This window comes from Porphyromonas sp. COT-052 OH4946 (assembly GCF_000765965.1).
GTDB lineage: Bacteria > Bacteroidota > Bacteroidia > Bacteroidales > Porphyromonadaceae > Porphyromonas > Porphyromonas gulae.
This window is the reverse complement of the sequence record NZ_JQZY01000015.1, coordinates 114,318-133,950: the sequence shown is the minus strand read 5'-3', so window position 1 is coordinate 133,950 and position 19,633 is coordinate 114,318. Positions and strand designations below refer to the sequence as shown.

Here is a 19,633-nt window from a genome sequence, read left to right as displayed (position 1 = left end):
TTAGAAACGCCACCAAGCGCGGGAGCAGGTGTCCGAAAGCATCGAATCATACGGCATCAGGCTGCTGAACGTCTATCGTGAAACTATTTGCGACGGACCGGGCTTGCACTATTCTATCTATTTGGCCGGTTGTCGCCACGCATGTCCCGGTTGCCACAATCCTTCCAGTTGGGATCCGGAAGCCGGTGTACTGATGACGGACTCGATCCTCGGCAATATCATCCGAGAGATCAATGCCAATCCCCTATTGGATGGGATCACACTCTCTGGAGGTGATCCCTTTTACAATCCTGCCGGACTTACCTGTCTGCTACAGAGGCTGCGTGCATCCTGTATCTTGCCGATATGGTGCTATACAGGATATACACTCGAGCAGTTGGAGGCTGATTCGATGCTTTCCGCTCCTCTTGCTTTGATCGATGTTTTGGTCGATGGCCCATTCGTGCGCGAGCTGTTCGACCCCACTTTACTATGGCGTGGCAGCAGCAACCAGCGTATTAATCGGCTGCATGAGAATTGAATTCACCATGTAAACTAAAAAATGCCGGAGTAAAGTAACTAAGAGAAAAAGCACTATATTTGCAGACCTAAAACAAAAGAAACTCAACCATTTAATTCTGAGCATAGTATTATGACGAAAGCTGACGTAGTGAACGCTATTGCGAAGTCGACAGGGATTGATAAGGAAACAACCCTGAAAGTCGTGGAGTCGTTCATGGACACCATCAAAGACTCCCTTTCGGAAGGAGATAATGTATATCTCCGTGGATTTGGTAGCTTCATTGTGAAGGAAAGAGCTGAGAAGACAGCACGTAATATTTCGAAGCAGACGACTATCATCATCCCCAAAAGGAATATTCCGGCGTTTAAGCCTTCGAAAATCTTTATGAGTCAGATGAAACAAGACTAATCATAGTTTAACAATAAAACATAAAGCATTATGCCTAACGGAAAGAAGAGAAAGAGACATAAGATGGCTACGCACAAGCGTAAAAAGAGACTGAAGAAGAATCGCCATAAAAAGAAGAAATAAAAGAGACGAAAATATTCCATCTCGAATTATTCTCGGCAAATGCGGTCTGTGAGCGAGTACTTTGTGGTCTGATTTCCGTATCAGTACCGCTCCGCCCACAGGCCGTATTTGCTTACTTGTATTTATAATCATCAAGACAATCCTATCATTAAGTGAACAGCGAATTAGTAATTGACGTGAAGCCCAAAGAGGTATCTATGGCCGTCTTGGAGGATGGTAAACTCGTGGAGCTTCAACGTGAACCGCGCAATCTTTCATTTGCCGTGGGGGATATTTACCTCGGTAAAGTGAAGAAGGTGATGCCCGGTCTGAACGCTGCTTTCGTGGATGTAGGATACAAGAAGGACGCATTTCTTCATTATCTCGATTTGGGCTTGACTTTCGATGCTCAGCAGAAGATGATGGAGATGATGACAAAAAGCAAATCGATTCCATCCCTGTCCAAAGTGCCTCTCGGTAGCGACCTGCCCAAAGAAGGGAAGATCGCAGATGTACTCAAGGCCGGACAGCAGATCTTGGTGCAGATAGCCAAAGAGCCGATCTCCACTAAAGGACCACGCCTGACAGCCGAACTTTCTTTTGCCGGCCGCTCATTGGTTTTGGTACCCTTTGCAGACAAGGTGTCGGTGTCTCAGAAGATTCGTTCTGCCGAAGAACGAGCACGCCTGCGACAGTTGATTATCAGCATCAAGCCCAAGAATTTCAGCGTTATCATACGCACTTCTGCTGAAGGAAAACGGGCATCCGAATTGGACAAAGAGCTGCAGAGCCTGCTTCGTCGCTGGGACGACAATATCAAGAAACTTTTGCGAGCCAAGGCTCCGTCCATTGTTTATGAGGAAGCCAGCCGTACTTTGGGGCTCTTGAGGGACAATTTCAATCCCTCTTACCAGAGCATCATCGTCAATGACAAGGCTTTTCGGGACAGTTTGAGCGACTATGTCGAGTTGATAGCTCCGGGACGGGAGGAAATCGTGCAGTATTATCAGGGCGAACTACCCATTTTCGACCATTTTGCCATTACGAAGCAGATCAAAGCCCTCTTCGGGCGTACTGTTACGTATAAGAGTGGTGCTTATCTGATTATCGAGCAGACAGAAGCCATGCACGTGGTGGATGTCAATAGTGGAAATCGCTCGCGTGGCAGTACCGAACAGGAAGCAACGGCCGTCGATGTCAATATGGCTGCAGCCGAAGAGCTGGCCAGACAACTGCGCCTGCGCGATATGGGTGGTATCATCGTAGTGGACTTCATCGATATGACTGAAGCCCAGCACCGTCAGCAGTTGTACGAACATATGGTCAAGTTGATGTCAGCCGACAGAGCGCGACACAATATCTTGCCATTGAGCAAATTTGGCGTTATGCAGATTACGCGCCAGCGTGTTCGTCCCGCGATGGTCATCCATACCGAAGAGTGTTGTCCCACATGTTTGGGTACCGGGAAGGTAGAATCCTCCATACTCTTCACGGATCAGTTGGAAGAAAAAGTGGCCAAAATGGTCACGGAGCACCAAGTCAAACAATTCGTTCTTCACGTACATCCATACGTGGCAGCATACCTCAAGAAAGGTTTCCTTACTTCTATCTTGAAGAAATGGAAACTCAAGTATGCCAAGGGGATCAAACTTATCCCCGATGAGAGTCTGGGATTTCTGGACTACACATTTTACGACTACGACGGCAACGAGCTGGATATTTTGGATGAATGATACAGAAATATCCTTCGCGTCTGCTTGAGAAGGCGATAGACCAATTTGCTACATTGCCGGGTGTAGGGCGCAAGACAGCCCTGCGTCTGGCTTTGTACTTATTGCGCCAACCTGTGGAAAATACCCGTCAATTTGCAGCAGTCCTTGTAGATCTTCGGGAACATATTTCCTATTGCAGGCGCTGTCATAATATCAGTGATTCCGATGTTTGTACCATTTGTGCAGACCTCGCTCGGGATCAGAGTACACTCTGCGTAGTGGAGAATATCCGTGACGTTATGGCTATCGAGAATACCTCACAGTATCGAGGCTTGTATCATGTACTCGGTGGAGTCATATCTCCCATGGATGGGATCGGTCCGGGCGATCTGCAAATAGATTCTCTGGTGCATCGAGTAACTTCCGAGCAGATCCGTGAGGTTATATTGGCTTTGAGTACGACTATGGAGGGTGATACTACCAACTTTTTCCTCTTTCGCAAGTTGGAGTCCACCGGCGTTCGGGTCAGTGTAATTGCTCGAGGCATTGCTATAGGCGATGAGATCGAGTATGCCGATGAGATTACTCTCGGTCGCTCTATTCTCAATCGTACCGATTTCTCCGACTCAGTCAAATTCTGATGTTCCATGACTGATCTTTTCTCTTCAGAGCGAGTACGGCTCCGAGCTCTTGAGCCGGAAGATTTGGACTTCCTCTACCTCTGGGAAAACGATGCTGAACTGCGTGAGAGCGGCAATACACTCGTACCTATCGGACGCAATCGACTGAAAGAATATATCGAAAAGAGTTCTGTGGGTCTGATGGAGTTGGGCATGATGCGTCTTGTCATCTGCCTGTCGGATGACGATAAGCCTATCGGTGCAGTAGATCTGTATGAGTACGATGCCTTTCATCGACGTGTAGCCGTAGGGCTGTTCGTTATTCCCGAATACCGTCGGCAGGGAATAGCCGTCGAGTCTCTCCGCAAGATATCCCATTATGTTTTAGACTATTTACGCCTGCATCAGATTTTCGCCTATGTGCTGGAAGATAACAGGCCGAGTCGTACGCTGTTCGAAGCTGCCGGCTTCGAGCATACAGCCACCCTCCGCCAATGGATGTGGCATGCCGGCGATTATTCTGATGTATTGCTTTATCAGTTATGGAAAAGATAGTTCCCCTTGCTGTCAGAATAGAAGAACTGCGCCGCATTCTGCGTGAGCACGAATACAGGTATTACGTTCTTTCATCTCCGACTATCGATGACTTCGAGTATGACGCCATGATGAAGCAGCTTGAAGAGCTGGAACAGCAGTATCCCGAATGGGATAGTCCTGACTCACCTACACATCGTGTCGGAAGCGACAAAACGGAAGGATTCGCTTCCGTTCGCCACGACAGACCGATGCTTTCCCTTAGCAATACATACAATTACGATGAGATTGGAGGTTTTTATCGTCGCGTATCCGAAGGACTTCAGGGTGCACCTTTCGAAATCGTTGCAGAGCTGAAATTCGACGGGCTTTCCATTTCGCTTATCTACGAAGATGGCGTATTGGTGCGTGCTGTCACCCGAGGAGATGGTGTGACGGGGGATGATGTGACGGCTAATGTCCGCACGATCCGATCCGTCCCTTTACGTCTTAGAGGCGATGATTATCCGCATATGCTGGAAGTTCGTGGAGAGATATTGCTCCCATTCAAGGAATTCGATCGGATCAATGCCCAACGGGAAGCCGATGGGGAACCTCTATTTGCCAATCCGCGCAATGCCGCTTCCGGTACCATTAAACAGCTCGACCCCCGTATCGTATCCGGACGAAACTTGGACGCTTATTTCTACTATCTGTATAGTGATGAGCCTTTGGCTGAGAATCATTACGATCGACTGATGCAGGCGCGTCGGTGGGGATTCAAAGTCTCTGATGCCGTCACACTGTGCCGTAGTAAGGAGGATGTATATGCCTTTATCGATCGTTTCGATACCGAACGTCTGATATTGCCTGTAGCTACTGATGGTATTGTCCTCAAGGTAAATGCTCCGGCTCAGCAGGATTTGCTTGGCTTTACAGCCAAAAGTCCGCGTTGGGCTATTGCCTATAAGTATCAGGCCGAGCGAGTACGTACTCGTCTGCAACATGTAAGCTATCAAGTAGGGCGTACGGGAGCGGTCACGCCTGTGGCCAATCTCGATCCTGTACTAATATCCGGTACGGTAGTGAGGCGTGCCAGCCTGCACAATGCTGATTTTATTGCAGAGAAAGACCTTCACGAGGGAGACTTTGTCTATGTGGAAAAGGGTGGGGAGATCATTCCCAAGATAGTGGGCGTGGATACGGATGCACGTAGTATCGATGGCAGACCTATAGTTTTTACGGCACTCTGTCCCGACTGTGCTACACCGTTGGTGCGCGAACAAGGAGAAGCTGCCTACTATTGCCCGAATGCCGAGGGTTGCCCACAACAGCAGAAAGGACGGCTCGAACACTATTGCGGACGCAAGGCGGCAGATATAAATATCGGCCCGGAGACGATCGAGTTGCTTTATAGCCGTGATATGATTCGCAACGTTGCCGACTTTTATACCCTTACGGAAGAGCAGCTACTCACACTGCCCGGCTTCAAAAAGCGAGCTGCTACCAAACTTTTGGATAGCATCGAAGCTTCCAAAGCCCGTCCGTATCAGGCCATTTTGTTCGGATTAGGCATTCGCTTTGTCGGAGAAACCGTAGCAAAGAAACTTGCTGCGGTCTATCCCTCTATCGATGCCTTGGCCGCTGCGACGAGCGAGGAATTGATGCAGATAGACGAGATCGGGGAAAGAATAGCCTCTGCTGTACTTCATTTTTTCAGCCTTCGGCAGAACAGAGAATTGGTCGAGCAACTTCGCCTGGTTGGTGTGTCGTTAGAAGCTGAGACAGTTTCCGTACCGGTTTCCGATCGTTTAGCCGGAAAAACGGTTGTTATCAGCGGTACATTTGAAAAGCATAGTCGTGATGAGTACAAAGCTATGGTGGAGGCCAATGGTGGACGTATGGCCGCATCGGTCTCCTCCAAGACCTCTTTCATTCTTGCCGGATCGGATATGGGACCGAGTAAGAGAGAGAAAGCAAAGAAGCTCGGTGTGCGACTGATGAGCGAAGAGGAATTTCTCCGTCTGATAGAAGAATAGGGTAGAGGGACGATGAAGATCGATTTCTTTTTGGCAGGACGGCTCTTTAGGGGCGGAGGAAAAGAGGGGAAAGGAATAGCCCCTATTGTTCGTCTCTCTGTGATCGGTATCATGCTCAGCCTGATGGTCATGCTCATTACCGTGTCGATAGCCGGTGGCTTCAAGCAAAATATCCGCAGTCTGGTATACGGCTATACGGGACATCTTTGCATAGCACCCGTGGCCGGAACTTCAGATCATTTCAATGCTCCGACCGGGATGCTTGAAGCCATAACCTCTGTCGAAGGTGTGGATCGGGTAGTATCCACGATCGAAATAACAGGTGTCGCCAAGACAGACAGTGCTTTTGCCGGTATTCTACTGATGGGGGGCGATTCACTCCGACCTCGCAATCCGCTCTTCGGTCAAATTGTTTCGGGAAATTATCCGAACTTTAGTTCTGCCGATACGGTACCCAATCCTATCCTTTTGCCACAAGCTACTGCCGACAAACTTCGTCTCAAGATCGGCGATAAGCTCCGCATCTATTTCGCCGGTGGAGAGCGAATGCGTTTGCGCGCATTCACAGTCGCAGGAGTTTATAGTGGAGGCAAAATGGACATACCTGTAGCCTTGGCTTCTACCGATATACTCCGCCGAGTGGGTGGGTTTGGTACTGATGACGTTAGCCGGTTACTCATTTATGCCTCCGATCCGGACGAAACGGATCTCATTGTGACACGAGTATTCAATCGCCTTTCGGAAACGCCCTATGTCGGGGAACAACGACTGACCATCAATACGGCTACCGAACTCAATCCGATGATTATGGATTGGCTCTCTGCCTTGGACACCAATGTCGCTATCCTGCTGACGCTGATGGGATTGGTCGGAGGCTTCACGATGATAGCCGGTTTGATCGTTTTGGTCATGGACAAAACGCAGTTTATCGGCACACTCAAAGCTTTAGGCTGTGGTGAAGGGTCGCTTCGCCGCATATTCCTCTATTTGGCTATGATGCTCGTTGGTCGTGGTATGATCTGGGGCAATATCTTGGCTCTTATACTCTGCCTCCTGCAGCAACATTTCCGCTGGCTGCGTCTCCTCGATCCTGATATTTACTACATGGACTATGTCCCTGTTCAAGTGGACTGGCTCGTATGGATTCTCGTTAATCTGGGTACGCTCCTTGTTACCTTCCTGATGCTCCTCGCTCCCTCGCATATAATCGCGCGAATTTCCCCTGTCAAAGCCCTTCGCTTCGAGTGATCGCTCACCATCGGGGAATAGGGGAGGGCAATTCTGTCCTTTTATTATTCCGGTGCCTCTGCGGTACCCAACTCTTTAAGCTGTAATAATTGAAAAGAGAACCATCGGTTCATTCCTCCTTTCTATGACAGGAGATGAACCGATGGTTCTCTTTTTTCGATTCCCCGATTGGGGAGGTGTTTTCTATATTTCAGCCTTATGCCTTTGCTCTACGGCCGAGAATAATGTGGGCGAAGAAGCCTACGATGACCAAAAAAAGACCGATCATCAAACTCTTGTCGCTGATCGAATTCGTGAATGCGGGGATGGCCAGTACCAAAACGCCAACGAGCAATATGATGGCTCCCAAGTATTTTCCGATTCCTTCCATTGTGAGTATGTTCGTTTTATTTGTTTTCGTTTTTTATTTCTGCAAATAAAGCAATAATCCGCCGAATACAGAAATTATTGCACGAAAGATTCATTACTTTTGTCCGTAATCAATATGAAAAAGATGAATACTATCGGACGCTTTCTTTTTCTCATCTATTTCTGCCTGATCGGTGCTCCTCTTTTCCTCCTGCTCACTATATTGACAGCACTGACTACCACTGTAGGCTGCATGCTGGGAGGCAGTAGGATATTCAGTTATTATCCCGGGATGTTGTGGTCGCGATGCACGCTATTCCTTTTCTTGTGCCCCATTCGAGTCAGAGGGCGAGAGCATATCCCGGGTAAAGGGCCTTTCGTCGTTATGGCCAATCACCAAGGAGCTTGCGATATTTTCATGATGTACGGCTATCTCGGTATCCCTTTCAAATGGGTATTGAAAGAAGGTCTTCGCAAATTACCTTTCGTCGGTTATGCATGCCGGTCGGCCGGATTCGTATTTGTCGATGATACTCGTCCTTCCTCTATCGCTCACACTATGGATCAGGCCAAGCGTGTTTTGGCGGAAGGCACTTCCATATTTATTTTCCCGGAGGGTAGTCGTACTCGCAACAGCCGTCTGGCTCGGTTCAAAAAGGGCGGTTTCCTGATGGCGGACGAGTTGGGCGTGCCCATTATTCCCGTTTCGTTGGATGGCTCCTACCGCGTACTTCCCTCAGGGAAACTCATCCCACGCCCTCATCGCTTGACGCTGACAATCCATCCACCTTTGTCCATTGCTGATTTTGGAGAGAGACCTTTATGTATATCCGAGGCAGTGCGAGAAACAAGCCGACGAATCGCCTCTGTGCTACCGGAAGAAATGGCTGCAACCCAATCGAAGTAGCGAGGTAAAGCCTTATGGATCATAGCCGACTGACCGTCCAAGCAGTAACTGCGCATTTTGAAAGTATCGGTAATCCTGAGCGTGCCGGACAGATGCAGCGGTTTTTCAAGACTGCTCCGGGCAAATATGCTGAGGGTGATCTTTTTCTCGGAATATCCGTTCCCGATATTCGCGCTTATGAGAAGGTACATAGACCTTGGACGGTGAAAACTCTCGCCCTTTTGTTAGAAAGGCCTTATCACGAGGTGCGGCATCTCGCACTTATCGGTATGACCGAACTATACAGACGTACTCGGTCGGAAGAAGTACGGGAGGAGCTATTAGCCTCCTATCTGAGCCATACGGCTATGATCAATAACTGGGATTTGGTCGATGTATCTGCACCCGGAATAGTAGGCGAATATGTCCATGCTCATCCCATCGAAGGCAATCCTTTGCTGGATAGATTGGCCGATTCAAGTTCGTTGTGGGAGCAACGAATAGCGATGGTAGCCAATTGGCGACTGATCCGATACGGAGAGTACGAAGCCACCATTCGTATTGCTGAGCGACTGCTCCACCATCCGCACGACCTGATTCATAAAGCAGTAGGTTGGATGCTGCGTGAGATGGGCAAAAAACAGGAATCTCTTCTGTTTGCTTTCCTTGACAAACATGCCGCCACTATGCCACGGACAGCTCTCCGCTATGCCTTAGAAAAGCTCCCGTCTGATTTGCGTTCTTACTATCTATCTGTCCAAATGAAAAAGATTATAAGACCACGTCAAATATAAAACGTACACTTTTTGTAAATCGCTTATTCTCATGAGAAGAGGTTTCAGGGGGAAGAACAAAAGAGCGGAAGCTGTATTGGCCGGCAAGCTCGCTTTGATACTTTTGGTTGCTTTGATCCTTGTCGTTTTTTTTATCCTCAAGGGTTTGGATTGGGTCGCCGGCGAAGAGGGTGGTTTTGGAGTCTTTTCGGGACTGTTTGTCTTTTGGCTGTCTTTTGCTTTCGCTATCGTTGTATATCTTGTGTCTCGCATCTTTGCCGCGGATTCGGTTGTTTCTCCGGTTCGTCAGGCTTTGCTTACTTTCTTTTCGTCCGCTGTCGTTTTGTCTATCGTGCGAGTAGCCACGATGGAAGAGCACTCCCTTTTTGTCGTGTTGGGCATTCTGCTTGTGCTACTTCTTGGCAAATTCGTGATCAAGCCGATTCTTTGGCTGTTTTCCTGAGCGTGTGACTCCGGTCATTTATATCCACTTTGCCAAATTTTTTCAGTAAGGGCATATTCATAAAGGGTAGGTAGGCATCCCTGCCGATGCCCAATCCTACAGCTATTTATGAGGTGATTTTGTTAGTGTGGTCAAAGGTTTGACGACATGAGTTGCTCTTGATTTTGGAAAATTGCCCCATACTTCTCTCCGCCTTTTTATACAAAAGTTATGTGTGTAACAAATATGCTATATGTTTGTGACGTAATCTAATGATATTCTTGTATGAAATGGAATGGCCCAAGCGGATAGCCGAGAAGGGGGGTACTCCATCGCTCAGGAGCCAATCACGATAATATATCATCATCCTGAGAACAGATAGGCAGACATGGCAAACAGGAAATCGCGACCAGCACGTTTAATAAACTAAAAGCAGATAGCTCCTATCTGCCTCATATTGGGATAAATTAAAATAGAATTGATTATGATAACAACAGCTTTGGTAGAAAGAAATAGTGAGGGAACATTCTTCATCTTCACACCTGATCTCAAGGATTTCACGATCATGGGTACAGGCGACACTGTGGTAGAAGCCATGTCAGATTTCGAGACTTCTGTGCAAGAGGTTATTGAGTCTTACGCATCGGTAAGTCTGCCCGAAGAGTTGCAGGATTTCAAGTGGGAGTATAGGTATGACTTGGGCTCCTTATTCGACTACTACTCCTTCATCAATGTATCTGCGCTGGCTAAGCGAATAGGGATCAATCCTTCGCTCATGAGGCAGTACAAGCGTGGACAGTATATTAGCAAGGAGCAAATGGGCAAGATTGAAAAAGCCTTGCGCGAAATCGGGACCGAATTGTCCGCGGTCAGCTTGACCTGACAAAAAACGCATAAAGCATGTATATGATAGTATTTTTACTGGCTTTGTGGTGTGAAATGAATAAACATTTATATGAGGTATTCAGAATTGGAGAAGAGATTAAAGGCGTCTGGGTGTTACTTCGTGCGTGACTCCAAAAATGGTCACCCGATCTGGCATAGTCCGATAACCAATAAGTCCTTTCGACTAAGCAACCATCGGAGTCAGGAAGTAAAGGCAGGGTGCTTGCAAGTATCAAGCGGGATTCGGGGGCAGAGCTTTAAGCTCTCCCCTCCCGTCCTCCGCGTTAATATAGTTTGTTTAATGATATTTTTAGGTTATGAAAAGGAGAGTGATAAAAGCCTTTATAGAGAGAGGTGCAGACGGAAGTTACGGAGTCTATTTCAAGGATGATCTTCCCGTTGGTTTTTTTGGGGAAGGAGCCTCGGCCGAAGAAGCCATTCAGGACTTCAAGCTTTCTTTCGACGATATGAAAGAAGAAGTGAGCGGAGCCGATCTTGAGTTGTTGAATTCGATTGAGTTTGAGTATCATCATGATGTGCCGAGCATATTGTCTTATTTCAGCGGTATTTTTACGCTTGCTGGATTGTCGCGACTGACCGGTATCAATCAGCGTCAGCTCGGACACTATCTTTCCGGGCATCGTCATCCTTCGGAAACGACTACTCGCAAGATTGAGGAGTCGTTGCACCGCTTAAGCGAAGATCTGCGGAAGGTACATCTGGTATAGAGAGACGAGAATATAGAGGACTTGTCGGGCTACGATGTCGATTTGATCAATCTCTACGACGAAGAAATGACTGTCCGCATCAGCGGGAATTACGCACGGATGGATGTGGGCATCGTATCTTTGATGCAGGAAGGAGATGCGGAATGAGAACGACAAACAAATTCCTTTTTCTTTCTTGAGGACAGGATAGCAAGAAGATCGTAAGAGATTGCCTCGAAGATATGCTTGCTTCTGTTCCGGACGGCCGAGGCTTTTCCTTAAGCTTCAACGTTAATGTCACGAAAATTGACGGAACAGCCTCCGCGAGTTACGTGCCGACTGGTGTAGTGTATGGGCAATGATGGCTCCTATATCTCCTTCCAAGACGAAATCAAACCCTCTGAATCCGGAAACTATGGTACGTACAGTCTGACTTTCAGATGGATGATGGAGGAAAAATAGTACATTCGCTGTATGTCACTAACGACATGATAAAGCGCGAGTTCATACATAGCACAGTCGGTAGCGGGTTCCATTGCATCAGTAAGATGCCGGAGTGCGCTGTCACTCGCAACTATGGCGGAGGCACGGATTATATGCAAAGTCACTTCGCAAGTGTGCCGCTTGCGGTGGAGAAGCCCGGCGAACGCTATGGCTTCGTACGCTGGACTATACCCGCTTCCTCAACATCAAATATGCCAAGGGAGCGGCCTATCGCTTATCCGGTCGCGCTCCGCTCTACAACCGCGTGGTTGGGGACGTATTCTATCGCAATGTTATTCCGACTCTCAGGCTTGAGTTCACCGCTCGTACGCCTGAGCGGATCAGAGAGGACTTATCTGTAATCAACAAACCATAAAACTTATATATGTGGGATATGACACTTCGCCAGTTCTTGGCTGGCCTGCTCTACCTCTTTGCAACGATAGTAGCACTGACGTACGTGCTGGATGTCCCAGAGCTCTCCAAGGCTTTTTGGTTTGTTCTGGGGTATGCTGCAGTTTCCGGCATCATAGCAGCTGCTGTTCGTAAAATGCTGCCGAATCGGCTCGGCTTCCCGCCGGAGAATCTTGTGTTGGGGGTTTTGTTGTTGTCGTTTTTCGGCTTGAGTTTCTTTTGGTTGCTATTCCTTCATCCGCTTTGGTTGTTTATAGCGATACCCCTGTTGCTCATATGCTGGAAGGCTCTCCTCCTGCTCTTAAGCATCGTGGCAGCCCTATTCTGACAGCTGTTTACAGACTTATTGCTGTCGCCCTTGTCCTTTTAGGATGGGGGCTTTTTTGTGGACTTTCGCGCCATATCAGCAATACATATGTTGATATTGTTTGCCATGTGTCGTCAAAAAAAATTTTGCGACCTCGGCTGCTCTCGATCGATACAGGACTGTCCCGTATCTGTCCCGCCTTTTTGAGGCGACAACGGGTAACTGCTTGGCTTATTTGCAGTTACCCGTTTCCCAGTCGGGGTGACTGGATTCGAACCAGCGACCACACGCCCCCCAGACGCGTACTCTAACCGGGCTGAGCTACACCCCGCTTGCTTATTGCGTTGCAAAGGTAGGTTTTTTTATTTACCCTCCAAGAGTTTCGCGATAAAAATCGAAACATTCGTGCAACATTTTCTCCGTTATCTCACATGGTTCTGCCGGTAAGCCTATCCCTTTGAGGGGAATGAGCCTGATTTTGCCTTCCAGATTCTTCTTATCCTTCATGCAAAAAGCGGTCAGAGCCGGATATTGCTTACAGGTGAAAAAGAAGGGTGAGTAGTATTCTTTGGACCATGAGACCAGCGAGTAGAGGATTTCCCGAGGGAAACCATGTGCCACCACCGAATAATAGAGTTCGCAGATAAGGCCGATCATGACTGCATGGCCATGCGAGAGGCCTACATTTCCCGGTAGGCTATAGGAAAAGCTCTCTACCGCATGCCCGATGGTATGTCCCAGATTGAGTATGCTTCTAAGCCCGGATTCGTGCAAGTCCCGATTTACTATCGACTCCTTGAAAGCTACGCTATGCCGAACGATCTCTTCCCATGCCTTCATATTATTACCGAACGGATCGAAAGATATGACTCCCTTCCACTCATTCGCTCCCATGAGAAGAGCATGCTTTATCAATTCTGCATATCCCGACAGCAGTTCACGGTCGGGTAGGGTAGAGAGGAAAGCACAGTCGCAGAAGACTGCTTCCGGCAGATGGAAAGTGCCTATTTCATTTTTGACGCCTTCGAAGTCTATGCCTGTCTTCCCTCCGACCGAAGCATCTACCATCCCCATCAGCGTTGTGCTGAGGTTTACCGTTCGGATACCTCGCTTATAGACCGAAGCGATGAAGCCGCCCAAGTCCGTAATGGTACCGCCTCCTATATTCAATAGTAGAGAGTGGCGCGAAGCTCCTCTTTCGCTCAGCCATCGCCATAGGGGCAGGCTGTTTTCCCACTGTTTGATCGTTTCCCCTCCGGAGAGCAAATACCAATCATTCGTGGCCGTTAGTGCTCTGATCGGGGCAATTCGCTCTGCATGCAGCGTTGCCACTGCCTCGTCGCACAAAACGAACAATCGGTCGTAAGCCATACCCGACAGTGCAGGTACCAGCTTATGACCGATAATATCTGTTCCGATGATGACCACAGGCTACAAGGGGATCAGTCCGTTAGCTCCGCTTCGGTCAGTATCTGCTGAATGGCAGCAGGCAGTCCTTTGGGACTCTTGCCGCCCGCCGTAGCAAAGTGAGGCTGTCCGCCACCACCGCCCTGTATGTGCTTGGCGGCAGTTCGCACCAGTTTGGCTGCATTCATTCCTCCCTCTGTGAGGTCTTTCGAGAGCATCACTGTCAGTGCGCATTTTTCGCCACCTTCGGTCGTTCCTGCTATGAGGACGAAGCTCTCTTGCAGTTCGCCGGCTATCTGGAAAGCTATATCCTTGGCCGTCTCTGCCTCCATGATCTCCTGAAAGAGGAAAAGACGGATGCCACGGCGACGAACGTCCTGCTCGAGAAGCGACTTTTTGAACTTCAGCATGCGTTCGTGCTTCATGTCCGCTATCTGTTTTTTCAGACTTGCATCCTCTTCGAGCATTTTCTTGATGGACTTGATCAGGTTCGGATTGTTGTTGAACAGCTCCTTTACAGCCAGCAGAATATCTTCTTTCTCGTATATGAAACGTTCGGCACCGATGCCCGTTACGGCTTCAATTCGACGAACTCCCGATGCTATCGAACTTTCCGTAACGATACGGAATGTCCCGATCATGCCGGTAGAGGGAATGTGCGTACCTCCGCACAACTCTACGGAAGAGCCATATTTGAGTACACGCACTTCTTCGCCATACTTCTCTCCGAAGAGGGCCATGACTCCCATAGCCTGTGCTTCGGCAATCGGCACATCGCGAAACTCTTCCCGTTGGAAGTCGGCACGTATCCGCTCGGATACCAATTCTTCCACCTTTCGGATCTCCTCCGGAGACATCTTGCCGAAGTGGGAGAAGTCGAAACGAAGCACCTCCGGACTGACGAACGAACCCTTCTGCTCCACATGCGTTCCGAGGACTTCGCGCAGAGCTTCGTGCAGCAAGTGCGTAGCCGTATGGTTGGCCTCTGCCTGGCGGCGTTTGTCCTGATTGATCCGTGCCACGAAAGTATCCGTCGTGCTTTCGGGCAATTTCTTCATCAGGTGTACCGAGAGGTTGTTTTCGCGTTTCGTGTCGAATACATCATAGGCTACACCCGACTCGTCGATCAGCTGACCGCTGTCGCCTACCTGTCCACCCATCTCCGCATAGAAAGGAGTGTCCGAGAGTACCACCTGAAAGTATTCCTTGTTTTTCTGCTTCACCTGACGGTAGCGCAGGATCTCTGTTTCCGTTTCGGTGAAGTCGTATCCTGAGAATTTGGATTCACCCTCACGCAGCACTACCCAGTCGCCGGCTTCTACGGCAGCGGCATTACGGGCACGCTCTTTTTGCTTCTGCATCTCCGTGTCGAAGCCTGATTCGTCCACCGTCATTCCATTTTCCGATAGGATCAGGGCTGTGAGGTCGAGGGGGAATCCGAACGTATCGTACAATTCGAAGGCAGCGGCACCGTCCAATACGGCGGAGCCGGCAGCCTTATTGTCGGCTATTTTTTTCTCCAGCAGGCGGATACCCGTTTCCAGTGTACGCAGGAAGCTCTCTTCCTCTTCTTTGATCACGCGGCTGATCAGTTCGCGCTGTGCTTGCAATTCGGGATAAGCATCGCCCATCGTATCGATCAGTGTCGGCAGCAATCGGTACATGAACGCTTCGCGGCAGTGCAGGAAGGTGTAGCCGTAGCGAACCGCACGGCGCAGGATACGGCGAATGACATAGCCGGCTTTGGCATTGGAGGGCAATTGGCCGTCCGTGATGGCAAAGGCGATAGTCCGGATGTGGTCGGCCACTACGCGCATGGCTATATCCGAGGCGGAATCCTCTCCGTATCCGATCCCCGTCATCGTAGCCAAAGCATGGATAAGGGGTTGGAAGACATCCGTATCGTAATTGGAAGTCTTGCCTTGCAAGGCCATACACAGACGCTCGAATCCCATGCCCGTATCGATCACCTTGTGTGGCAGAGGCGTCAGGGAAGAATCGGCTTTCCGATTGTATTGCATGAAGACGAGGTTCCATATCTCGATGACCTGTGGATGGCTCTTATTGATCAGCTCCAAACCGTTTATTTGGGTACGCTCTTCGTCCGAACGCAGGTCGATATGTATTTCCGAGCAGGGACCGCAGGGGCCGGTATCGCCCATTTCCCAGAAGTTGTCGTGCTTGTTACCGTTGATGATTCGCTCTTCGGGCAGAAATTGTGCCCAGTAAGATGCTGCCTCATCATCGCGGTCAAGGCCTTCTTCGGGGCTGCCTTCGAATACGGTAGCATAGAGACGCTGAGGATCCAGACCCAATACCGTCACCAAGTATTCCCAAGCCCATTCGATGGCTTCTTTCTTGAAGTAATCGCCGAACGACCAGTTGCCGAGCATCTCGAACATGGTATGATGGTAGGTGTCATGGCCTACCTCTTCGAGGTCGTTGTGCTTGCCGCTTACACGCAGACACTTCTGCGAGTCTGCTACACGAGTGTATTTAGCCTCGGTATTTCCGAGTATGATGTCTTTGAACTGATTCATGCCGGCATTGGTGAACATGAGCGTAGGGTCGCCTTTGATCACCATGGGGGCAGAGGGAACGATTTTATGACCTTTTGAGGCAAAAAAAGTCTTGAACGACTCTCTGATTTCTTTTGACGTGAGCATATTCGATTGCACGTAGTAGGTTGTTATTCTTTGATAATGAGGACAAAAATACGAATTTCTTTCCTCACAGAAGGATAACAGAAAGAGCGAAACGGATGTTTTTGCAAATGTGTTCGATATTTGAGGACTCAAATTCGTGAAATGTGAAGTTTTTTTGACGTGTATACTGATTATTCATTATTTTTGTAATGATAAGAAAGCCGAATTTTACGATTGGATAATTAGATAAAACATCATTTCTAATCGAATTTTCGACTGAAGATGTTTTGATAACATATAATGATCTTTGTTAGATCAGGAAAATGTCTATTGAGTTTTTTGAAAATATAATGTTTTGTAGAATTAAAGCAACTTGGATTTATGAGATTTAAAGAGTGTCAAATTGAGAAAATTAAAGAACAGGTTTCGATCCAAAAAAAGAAGATTTAACAACAAGAGAAAAGGAGGAAAAAGATCTTCCTGAGAGGGATGATTTTCAACGTGATTACGCGAGAATTCTTTATTCATCTTCATTTAGAAGGCTACAAGGGAAGATGCAAATACTTGGAGTTGAATCTACTGCTTTTTTTAGAAACAGATTGACTCATAGCCTTGAAGTAAGTCAGATCGCATGTTCGATTGCTAATGAAATAAATAAGTCTCTAAATAATCAGGTCATATATGATAATTCAGATATGTATCTGTTGCAGGCTGCTGCTTTAGCTCATGATATTGGGCATCCTGCATTTGGACATAAAGGGGAGCGAGTGTTGGATACCATAGCAAAAGAGTCTGATCTCAATCTCAGATTTGAAGGCAATGCTCAAAATTTTAGGGTATTGCGACTTTTGGAGAAAAAAGGTCCGGACTTTAAAGGCTTGAACTTAACATACAGAACTCTTTTGGCAATTAATAAATATATAATTGATGAAGGTATAAATAGTAAGAAGTTTATGTATAGAGAGGATTTTGATTTTTTAGAAAAAATAAGAAATCAAAATGGATTAAATAATATAAGAACTTTAGATGTTCAGATAATAGATCTCGCAGATGAAATAGCTTATGCAGTTCACGATTTAGAAGACGCATTGTCGTTGAGATACTTTAATATTGATGAATTACTCTACAAGTTGAATATTGATGATGATGAAATATATAATATCTTTAACAAAGAGTTTGTCCTTGAGGCACGTGAATATGCAATGAAGTCAAAATCCTATGAAACTATACGAGAGTACTCACAGGTTTTCAGGAAAAAAATGACCTCTCTCTTAACACATAAGTTCATTGAAGACATTACTCTTTCTGAGATTTCAGAAGAAGACGCTAAAAAGCATGGAACAAAAAAAGGGGACTGTGAATTGTCTTTAGATAAATATAAGAATTTGTCTGAAAAGTTGAGGACTCTAATTTTTGAGTGTGTAACCAGAGACTCTGATATTGCTTTGTATGAAAGGCGAGGAGAAATAGTTTTACAATCTCTATATGAACTGTATTCTGATAAAAGTGTAAACAAAAATGGAATGCTATTTCCTCCTGACTATCGCCCTGATAAGGACGATGACAAAATATGGGCACGAAATACCATTGATTACCTTGCAGGCATGATGGATACTTTTGCCATTTCTGAATACAAAAAATATTTTGGGGTGAAATTTGATAAAATACCTATAAATAACAAATGAAATGAATGTAATAAATATTCTGTAGCTTATAAATTTGAAGAAAATTTGCTAATGAAAAATACGCGCCAAAAAACTTTTCAACAACGAAGGCGAGTTTGGAACCATTCTAAATAAGCAGCTTTTGGGAGGTAGGAATCAAGGAGAAAAAGATAAGAAAGTAGACAATTTTACTTGAAAACCTGCTTTCTGTGAGATTGGAAAACGATTTGTATATAAACCATTTTCGATTTATATATAGATCGTTTTCAATTTGTATATAAATCGTTTTTAGTTTATATATAGATTGTAAGCAGTTTATATATAAATCGTAGGGCAGAAAAGACTGTTTGGAGAGATAATAAAACAAAGGCACCCGTCAAATTCGCAGAAGAATTCGACGGGTGCCTTATTAGTTCGGAGGATGAGCAAAGGGAGCTATTCCTGCTGATTAGCCATAGACGTAGATGTTTTTTATCCGACTTCGGAGTGAGATAAGCTGTATAGGAGTGGTACAATAGGCCACAGAGGGTATGGAGTGGATGAAGTCGGAGTACATGTCTATTATCATTTAGTCGTTTATTGATAGGTATTTACAGCCTGAAGAAGGATTTTCTTCGCCGACAAATGTAAGAAAAAAGCCGAACTCGGATGAATCGTAGATCGGTATTGGATACCCGAAAACAATTCCTCCTTTTACCTTTTACAAAAACTTTTGGGAAACTATCGAAAAGGGGGCTGTTTTTCTCAGCTGCGACGTCTCCATTCGGAGCACAAAATAGCTGTGGCAATAGCTACATTGAGCGATTCGGTATGCCCCTCGACCAATGAACCGAAAGCCGGTATCGTAAGTCTGTCGGTGATCTCTGCCGCAACTTCGGGACTGATACCGCGCCCCTCACTGCCCAAGATGAGTATGGCAGGCTCGGTGAAGTTCGGTAAGGTGGCTTCGTACAGGCTTTGTCCATCCAGAAAAGCTCCGTAAACGGGTACTCCCTGCCGACGAAAAGAAGCCAGTGTATCGACCGTATTCTTTAGGGGTGTCGGCTGTACTCGTGCCAATGCTCCCATAGAGGCCTGTACGACCTTCGGAGAAAAGACGTCGGCAGAACCTGCCCCCAGCCACACATGACGGATACCGAACCAGTCGGCTGTTCGTAGGATAGTCCCCACATTGCCCGGATCTTGCACCCCATCCAAGAGCAGCGTCAGCCCTTCCACTGCCGGCTCCGGCTCTGCAGGCAGATCGAATACAGCCATTAGTGGCTGCGGAGTGGTCTGCGTACTGATGCGCTTGAAGTCGAAAGATTCGGGTAGCTCCACCGCTTCGACATCATGCGGTACGCTTACGGCTCTTAGCATGGCAGCCGTGCCGACCAGCATACGACAGCGATAGAAAGGCAGCATCTCGCCGACGAGCTTAGGCCCTTCCACTGCGAAAGCCTGCTCTCGCAAACGGTATTTTCGTTCGCGCAGGCTTCGCAAGAATTTTATCTGATTGGTAGAAAGCATGATGAAATTCATCTAATCC

The 19,633-nt window shown here is 47.3% G+C and carries 18 protein-coding genes, 1 tRNA gene and 1 pseudogene; 15 read left to right on the top strand and 5 right to left on the bottom strand.

Features of this window, described 5'->3' with window-relative positions; translation table 11 throughout:
- Positions 1-28: 28 nt before the first annotated feature.
- From nrdG to HQ50_RS07085, 7 genes are all read left to right on the top strand, one after another.
- Positions 29-520 carry an anaerobic ribonucleoside-triphosphate reductase activating protein gene (gene nrdG / locus HQ50_RS07115; protein ID WP_081960065.1) on the top strand — a complete coding sequence of 164 codons (492 nt, stop codon included), beginning with the start codon at positions 29-31 and terminating at the stop codon, positions 518-520.
- Between the two features lie 111 nt (positions 521-631).
- Entirely contained in the window at positions 632-910 is a 279-nt protein-coding gene (locus HQ50_RS07110) for an HU family DNA-binding protein (protein ID WP_004584585.1), read from the top strand.
- A gap of 320 nt (positions 911-1,230) precedes the next feature.
- Positions 1,231-2,745, top strand: coding sequence for an Rne/Rng family ribonuclease (locus tag HQ50_RS07105; RefSeq protein ID WP_081960064.1), 1,515 nt, complete (start codon positions 1,231-1,233; stop codon positions 2,743-2,745).
- Positions 2,742-3,365 carry a recombination mediator RecR gene (recR, locus tag HQ50_RS07100; protein WP_039429313.1) on the top strand — a complete coding sequence of 208 codons (624 nt, stop codon included), beginning with the start codon at positions 2,742-2,744 and terminating at the stop codon, positions 3,363-3,365. The genes HQ50_RS07105 and recR overlap by 4 nt, the downstream gene beginning before the upstream one ends.
- Before the next feature lie 6 nt (positions 3,366-3,371).
- Positions 3,372-3,899, top strand: coding sequence for a GNAT family N-acetyltransferase (locus tag HQ50_RS07095; protein ID WP_039429312.1), 528 nt, complete (start codon positions 3,372-3,374; stop codon positions 3,897-3,899).
- A complete protein-coding gene (gene ligA, locus HQ50_RS07090; protein ID WP_039429310.1) occupies positions 3,887-5,896 on the top strand; it encodes an NAD-dependent DNA ligase LigA in 2,010 nt (669 codons plus the stop codon). The genes HQ50_RS07095 and ligA overlap by 13 nt, the downstream gene beginning before the upstream one ends.
- Before the next feature lie 12 nt (positions 5,897-5,908).
- Positions 5,909-7,144 (top strand): ABC transporter permease, encoded by a 1,236-nt coding sequence (locus HQ50_RS07085; RefSeq protein WP_039429309.1) that lies wholly within the window; start codon positions 5,909-5,911, stop codon positions 7,142-7,144.
- A 196-nt stretch (positions 7,145-7,340) separates the two neighbouring features.
- On the opposite strand, the gene HQ50_RS12170 is transcribed toward HQ50_RS07085, so the two are convergent.
- Complete coding sequence (locus HQ50_RS12170; RefSeq protein WP_230587837.1) at positions 7,341-7,514, bottom strand: hypothetical protein; 174 nt, start codon at positions 7,512-7,514, stop codon at positions 7,341-7,343.
- A 123-nt stretch (positions 7,515-7,637) separates the two neighbouring features.
- On the opposite strand from HQ50_RS12170, the gene HQ50_RS07075 reads away from it, so the two are divergent.
- The 7 genes from HQ50_RS07075 (at position 7,638) to HQ50_RS07050 (ending at position 12,410) form a co-directional block, all read left to right on the top strand.
- Positions 7,638-8,399, top strand: coding sequence for a 1-acyl-sn-glycerol-3-phosphate acyltransferase (locus tag HQ50_RS07075; RefSeq protein ID WP_039423842.1), 762 nt, complete (start codon positions 7,638-7,640; stop codon positions 8,397-8,399).
- Between the two features lie 14 nt (positions 8,400-8,413).
- Positions 8,414-9,172: a DNA alkylation repair protein gene (locus tag HQ50_RS07070; RefSeq protein WP_052074911.1), complete on the top strand. Its 759-nt coding sequence runs from the start codon at positions 8,414-8,416 to the stop codon at positions 9,170-9,172.
- Between the two features lie 31 nt (positions 9,173-9,203).
- A complete protein-coding gene (locus HQ50_RS07065; RefSeq protein WP_039429307.1) occupies positions 9,204-9,614 on the top strand; it encodes a hypothetical protein in 411 nt (136 codons plus the stop codon).
- Between the two features lie 463 nt (positions 9,615-10,077).
- Positions 10,078-10,476 (top strand): hypothetical protein, encoded by a 399-nt coding sequence (locus HQ50_RS11855; protein WP_039429306.1) that lies wholly within the window; start codon positions 10,078-10,080, stop codon positions 10,474-10,476.
- Positions 10,477-10,795: 319 nt separating this feature from the next.
- Positions 10,796-11,206 carry a type II toxin-antitoxin system HicB family antitoxin gene (locus tag HQ50_RS07055; protein ID WP_039420156.1) on the top strand — a complete coding sequence of 137 codons (411 nt, stop codon included), beginning with the start codon at positions 10,796-10,798 and terminating at the stop codon, positions 11,204-11,206.
- A gap of 535 nt (positions 11,207-11,741) precedes the next feature.
- A complete protein-coding gene (locus HQ50_RS11385; RefSeq protein WP_152566901.1) occupies positions 11,742-12,044 on the top strand; it encodes a hypothetical protein in 303 nt (100 codons plus the stop codon).
- Between the two features lie 9 nt (positions 12,045-12,053).
- On the top strand, positions 12,054-12,410 hold the full coding sequence (locus HQ50_RS07050; RefSeq protein WP_039420158.1) for a hypothetical protein: 357 nt from the start codon (positions 12,054-12,056) through the stop codon (positions 12,408-12,410).
- Between the two features lie 235 nt (positions 12,411-12,645).
- Here the strand turns inward: HQ50_RS07050 and HQ50_RS07045 are convergent.
- The 3 genes from HQ50_RS07045 to alaS form a co-directional block, all read right to left on the bottom strand.
- A tRNA-Pro gene (locus HQ50_RS07045) sits at positions 12,646-12,720 on the bottom strand.
- A 35-nt stretch (positions 12,721-12,755) separates the two neighbouring features.
- Positions 12,756-13,817 carry a 3-dehydroquinate synthase gene (gene aroB / locus HQ50_RS07040; RefSeq protein ID WP_039429304.1) on the bottom strand — a complete coding sequence of 354 codons (1,062 nt, stop codon included), beginning with the start codon at positions 13,815-13,817 and terminating at the stop codon, positions 12,756-12,758.
- A 14-nt stretch (positions 13,818-13,831) separates the two neighbouring features.
- Positions 13,832-16,462, bottom strand: coding sequence for an alanine--tRNA ligase (gene alaS, locus HQ50_RS07035; protein ID WP_039429303.1), 2,631 nt, complete (start codon positions 16,460-16,462; stop codon positions 13,832-13,834).
- Between the two features lie 473 nt (positions 16,463-16,935).
- Between alaS and HQ50_RS07030 the strand changes: the two are divergent.
- Positions 16,936-18,126 (top strand): annotated as a pseudogene (locus HQ50_RS07030) (deoxyguanosinetriphosphate triphosphohydrolase family protein); the annotation flags it as partial.
- Positions 18,127-18,849: 723 nt separating this feature from the next.
- Here the strand turns inward: HQ50_RS07030 and HQ50_RS07025 are convergent.
- Positions 18,850-19,614 (bottom strand): RNA methyltransferase, encoded by a 765-nt coding sequence (locus HQ50_RS07025; protein ID WP_039429341.1) that lies wholly within the window; start codon positions 19,612-19,614, stop codon positions 18,850-18,852.
- Positions 19,615-19,633: the final 19 nt, after the last annotated feature.

What these genes read in the sequence shown, in the direction of transcription:
- HQ50_RS07065 (WP_039429307.1), top strand. Translation starts at nt 9,204, where the DNA reads ATGAGAAGAGGTTTCAGGGGGAAGAACAAAAGAGCGGAAGCTGTATTG.
- ligA (WP_039429310.1), top strand. Translation starts at nt 3,887, where the DNA reads ATGGAAAAGATAGTTCCCCTTGCTGTCAGAATAGAAGAACTGCGCCGC.
- HQ50_RS07085 (WP_039429309.1), top strand. Translation starts at nt 5,909, where the DNA reads ATGAAGATCGATTTCTTTTTGGCAGGACGGCTCTTTAGGGGCGGAGGA.
- HQ50_RS12170 (WP_230587837.1), bottom strand. Translation starts at nt 7,514, where the DNA reads ATGGAAGGAATCGGAAAATACTTGGGAGCCATCATATTGCTCGTTGGC.
- HQ50_RS07095 (WP_039429312.1), top strand. Translation starts at nt 3,372, where the DNA reads ATGACTGATCTTTTCTCTTCAGAGCGAGTACGGCTCCGAGCTCTTGAG.
- alaS (WP_039429303.1), bottom strand. Translation starts at nt 16,462, where the DNA reads ATGCTCACGTCAAAAGAAATCAGAGAGTCGTTCAAGACTTTTTTTGCC.
- HQ50_RS07025 (WP_039429341.1), bottom strand. Translation starts at nt 19,614, where the DNA reads ATGCTTTCTACCAATCAGATAAAATTCTTGCGAAGCCTGCGCGAACGA.
- HQ50_RS07055 (WP_039420156.1), top strand. Translation starts at nt 10,796, where the DNA reads ATGAAAAGGAGAGTGATAAAAGCCTTTATAGAGAGAGGTGCAGACGGA.
- HQ50_RS11855 (WP_039429306.1), top strand. Translation starts at nt 10,078, where the DNA reads ATGATAACAACAGCTTTGGTAGAAAGAAATAGTGAGGGAACATTCTTC.
- HQ50_RS07110 (WP_004584585.1), top strand. Translation starts at nt 632, where the DNA reads ATGACGAAAGCTGACGTAGTGAACGCTATTGCGAAGTCGACAGGGATT.
- HQ50_RS07050 (WP_039420158.1), top strand. Translation starts at nt 12,054, where the DNA reads ATGTGGGATATGACACTTCGCCAGTTCTTGGCTGGCCTGCTCTACCTC.
- HQ50_RS07105 (WP_081960064.1), top strand. Translation starts at nt 1,231, where the DNA reads ATGGCCGTCTTGGAGGATGGTAAACTCGTGGAGCTTCAACGTGAACCG.
- HQ50_RS07075 (WP_039423842.1), top strand. Translation starts at nt 7,638, where the DNA reads ATGAATACTATCGGACGCTTTCTTTTTCTCATCTATTTCTGCCTGATC.
- HQ50_RS07070 (WP_052074911.1), top strand. Translation starts at nt 8,414, where the DNA reads ATGGATCATAGCCGACTGACCGTCCAAGCAGTAACTGCGCATTTTGAA.
- recR (WP_039429313.1), top strand. Translation starts at nt 2,742, where the DNA reads ATGATACAGAAATATCCTTCGCGTCTGCTTGAGAAGGCGATAGACCAA.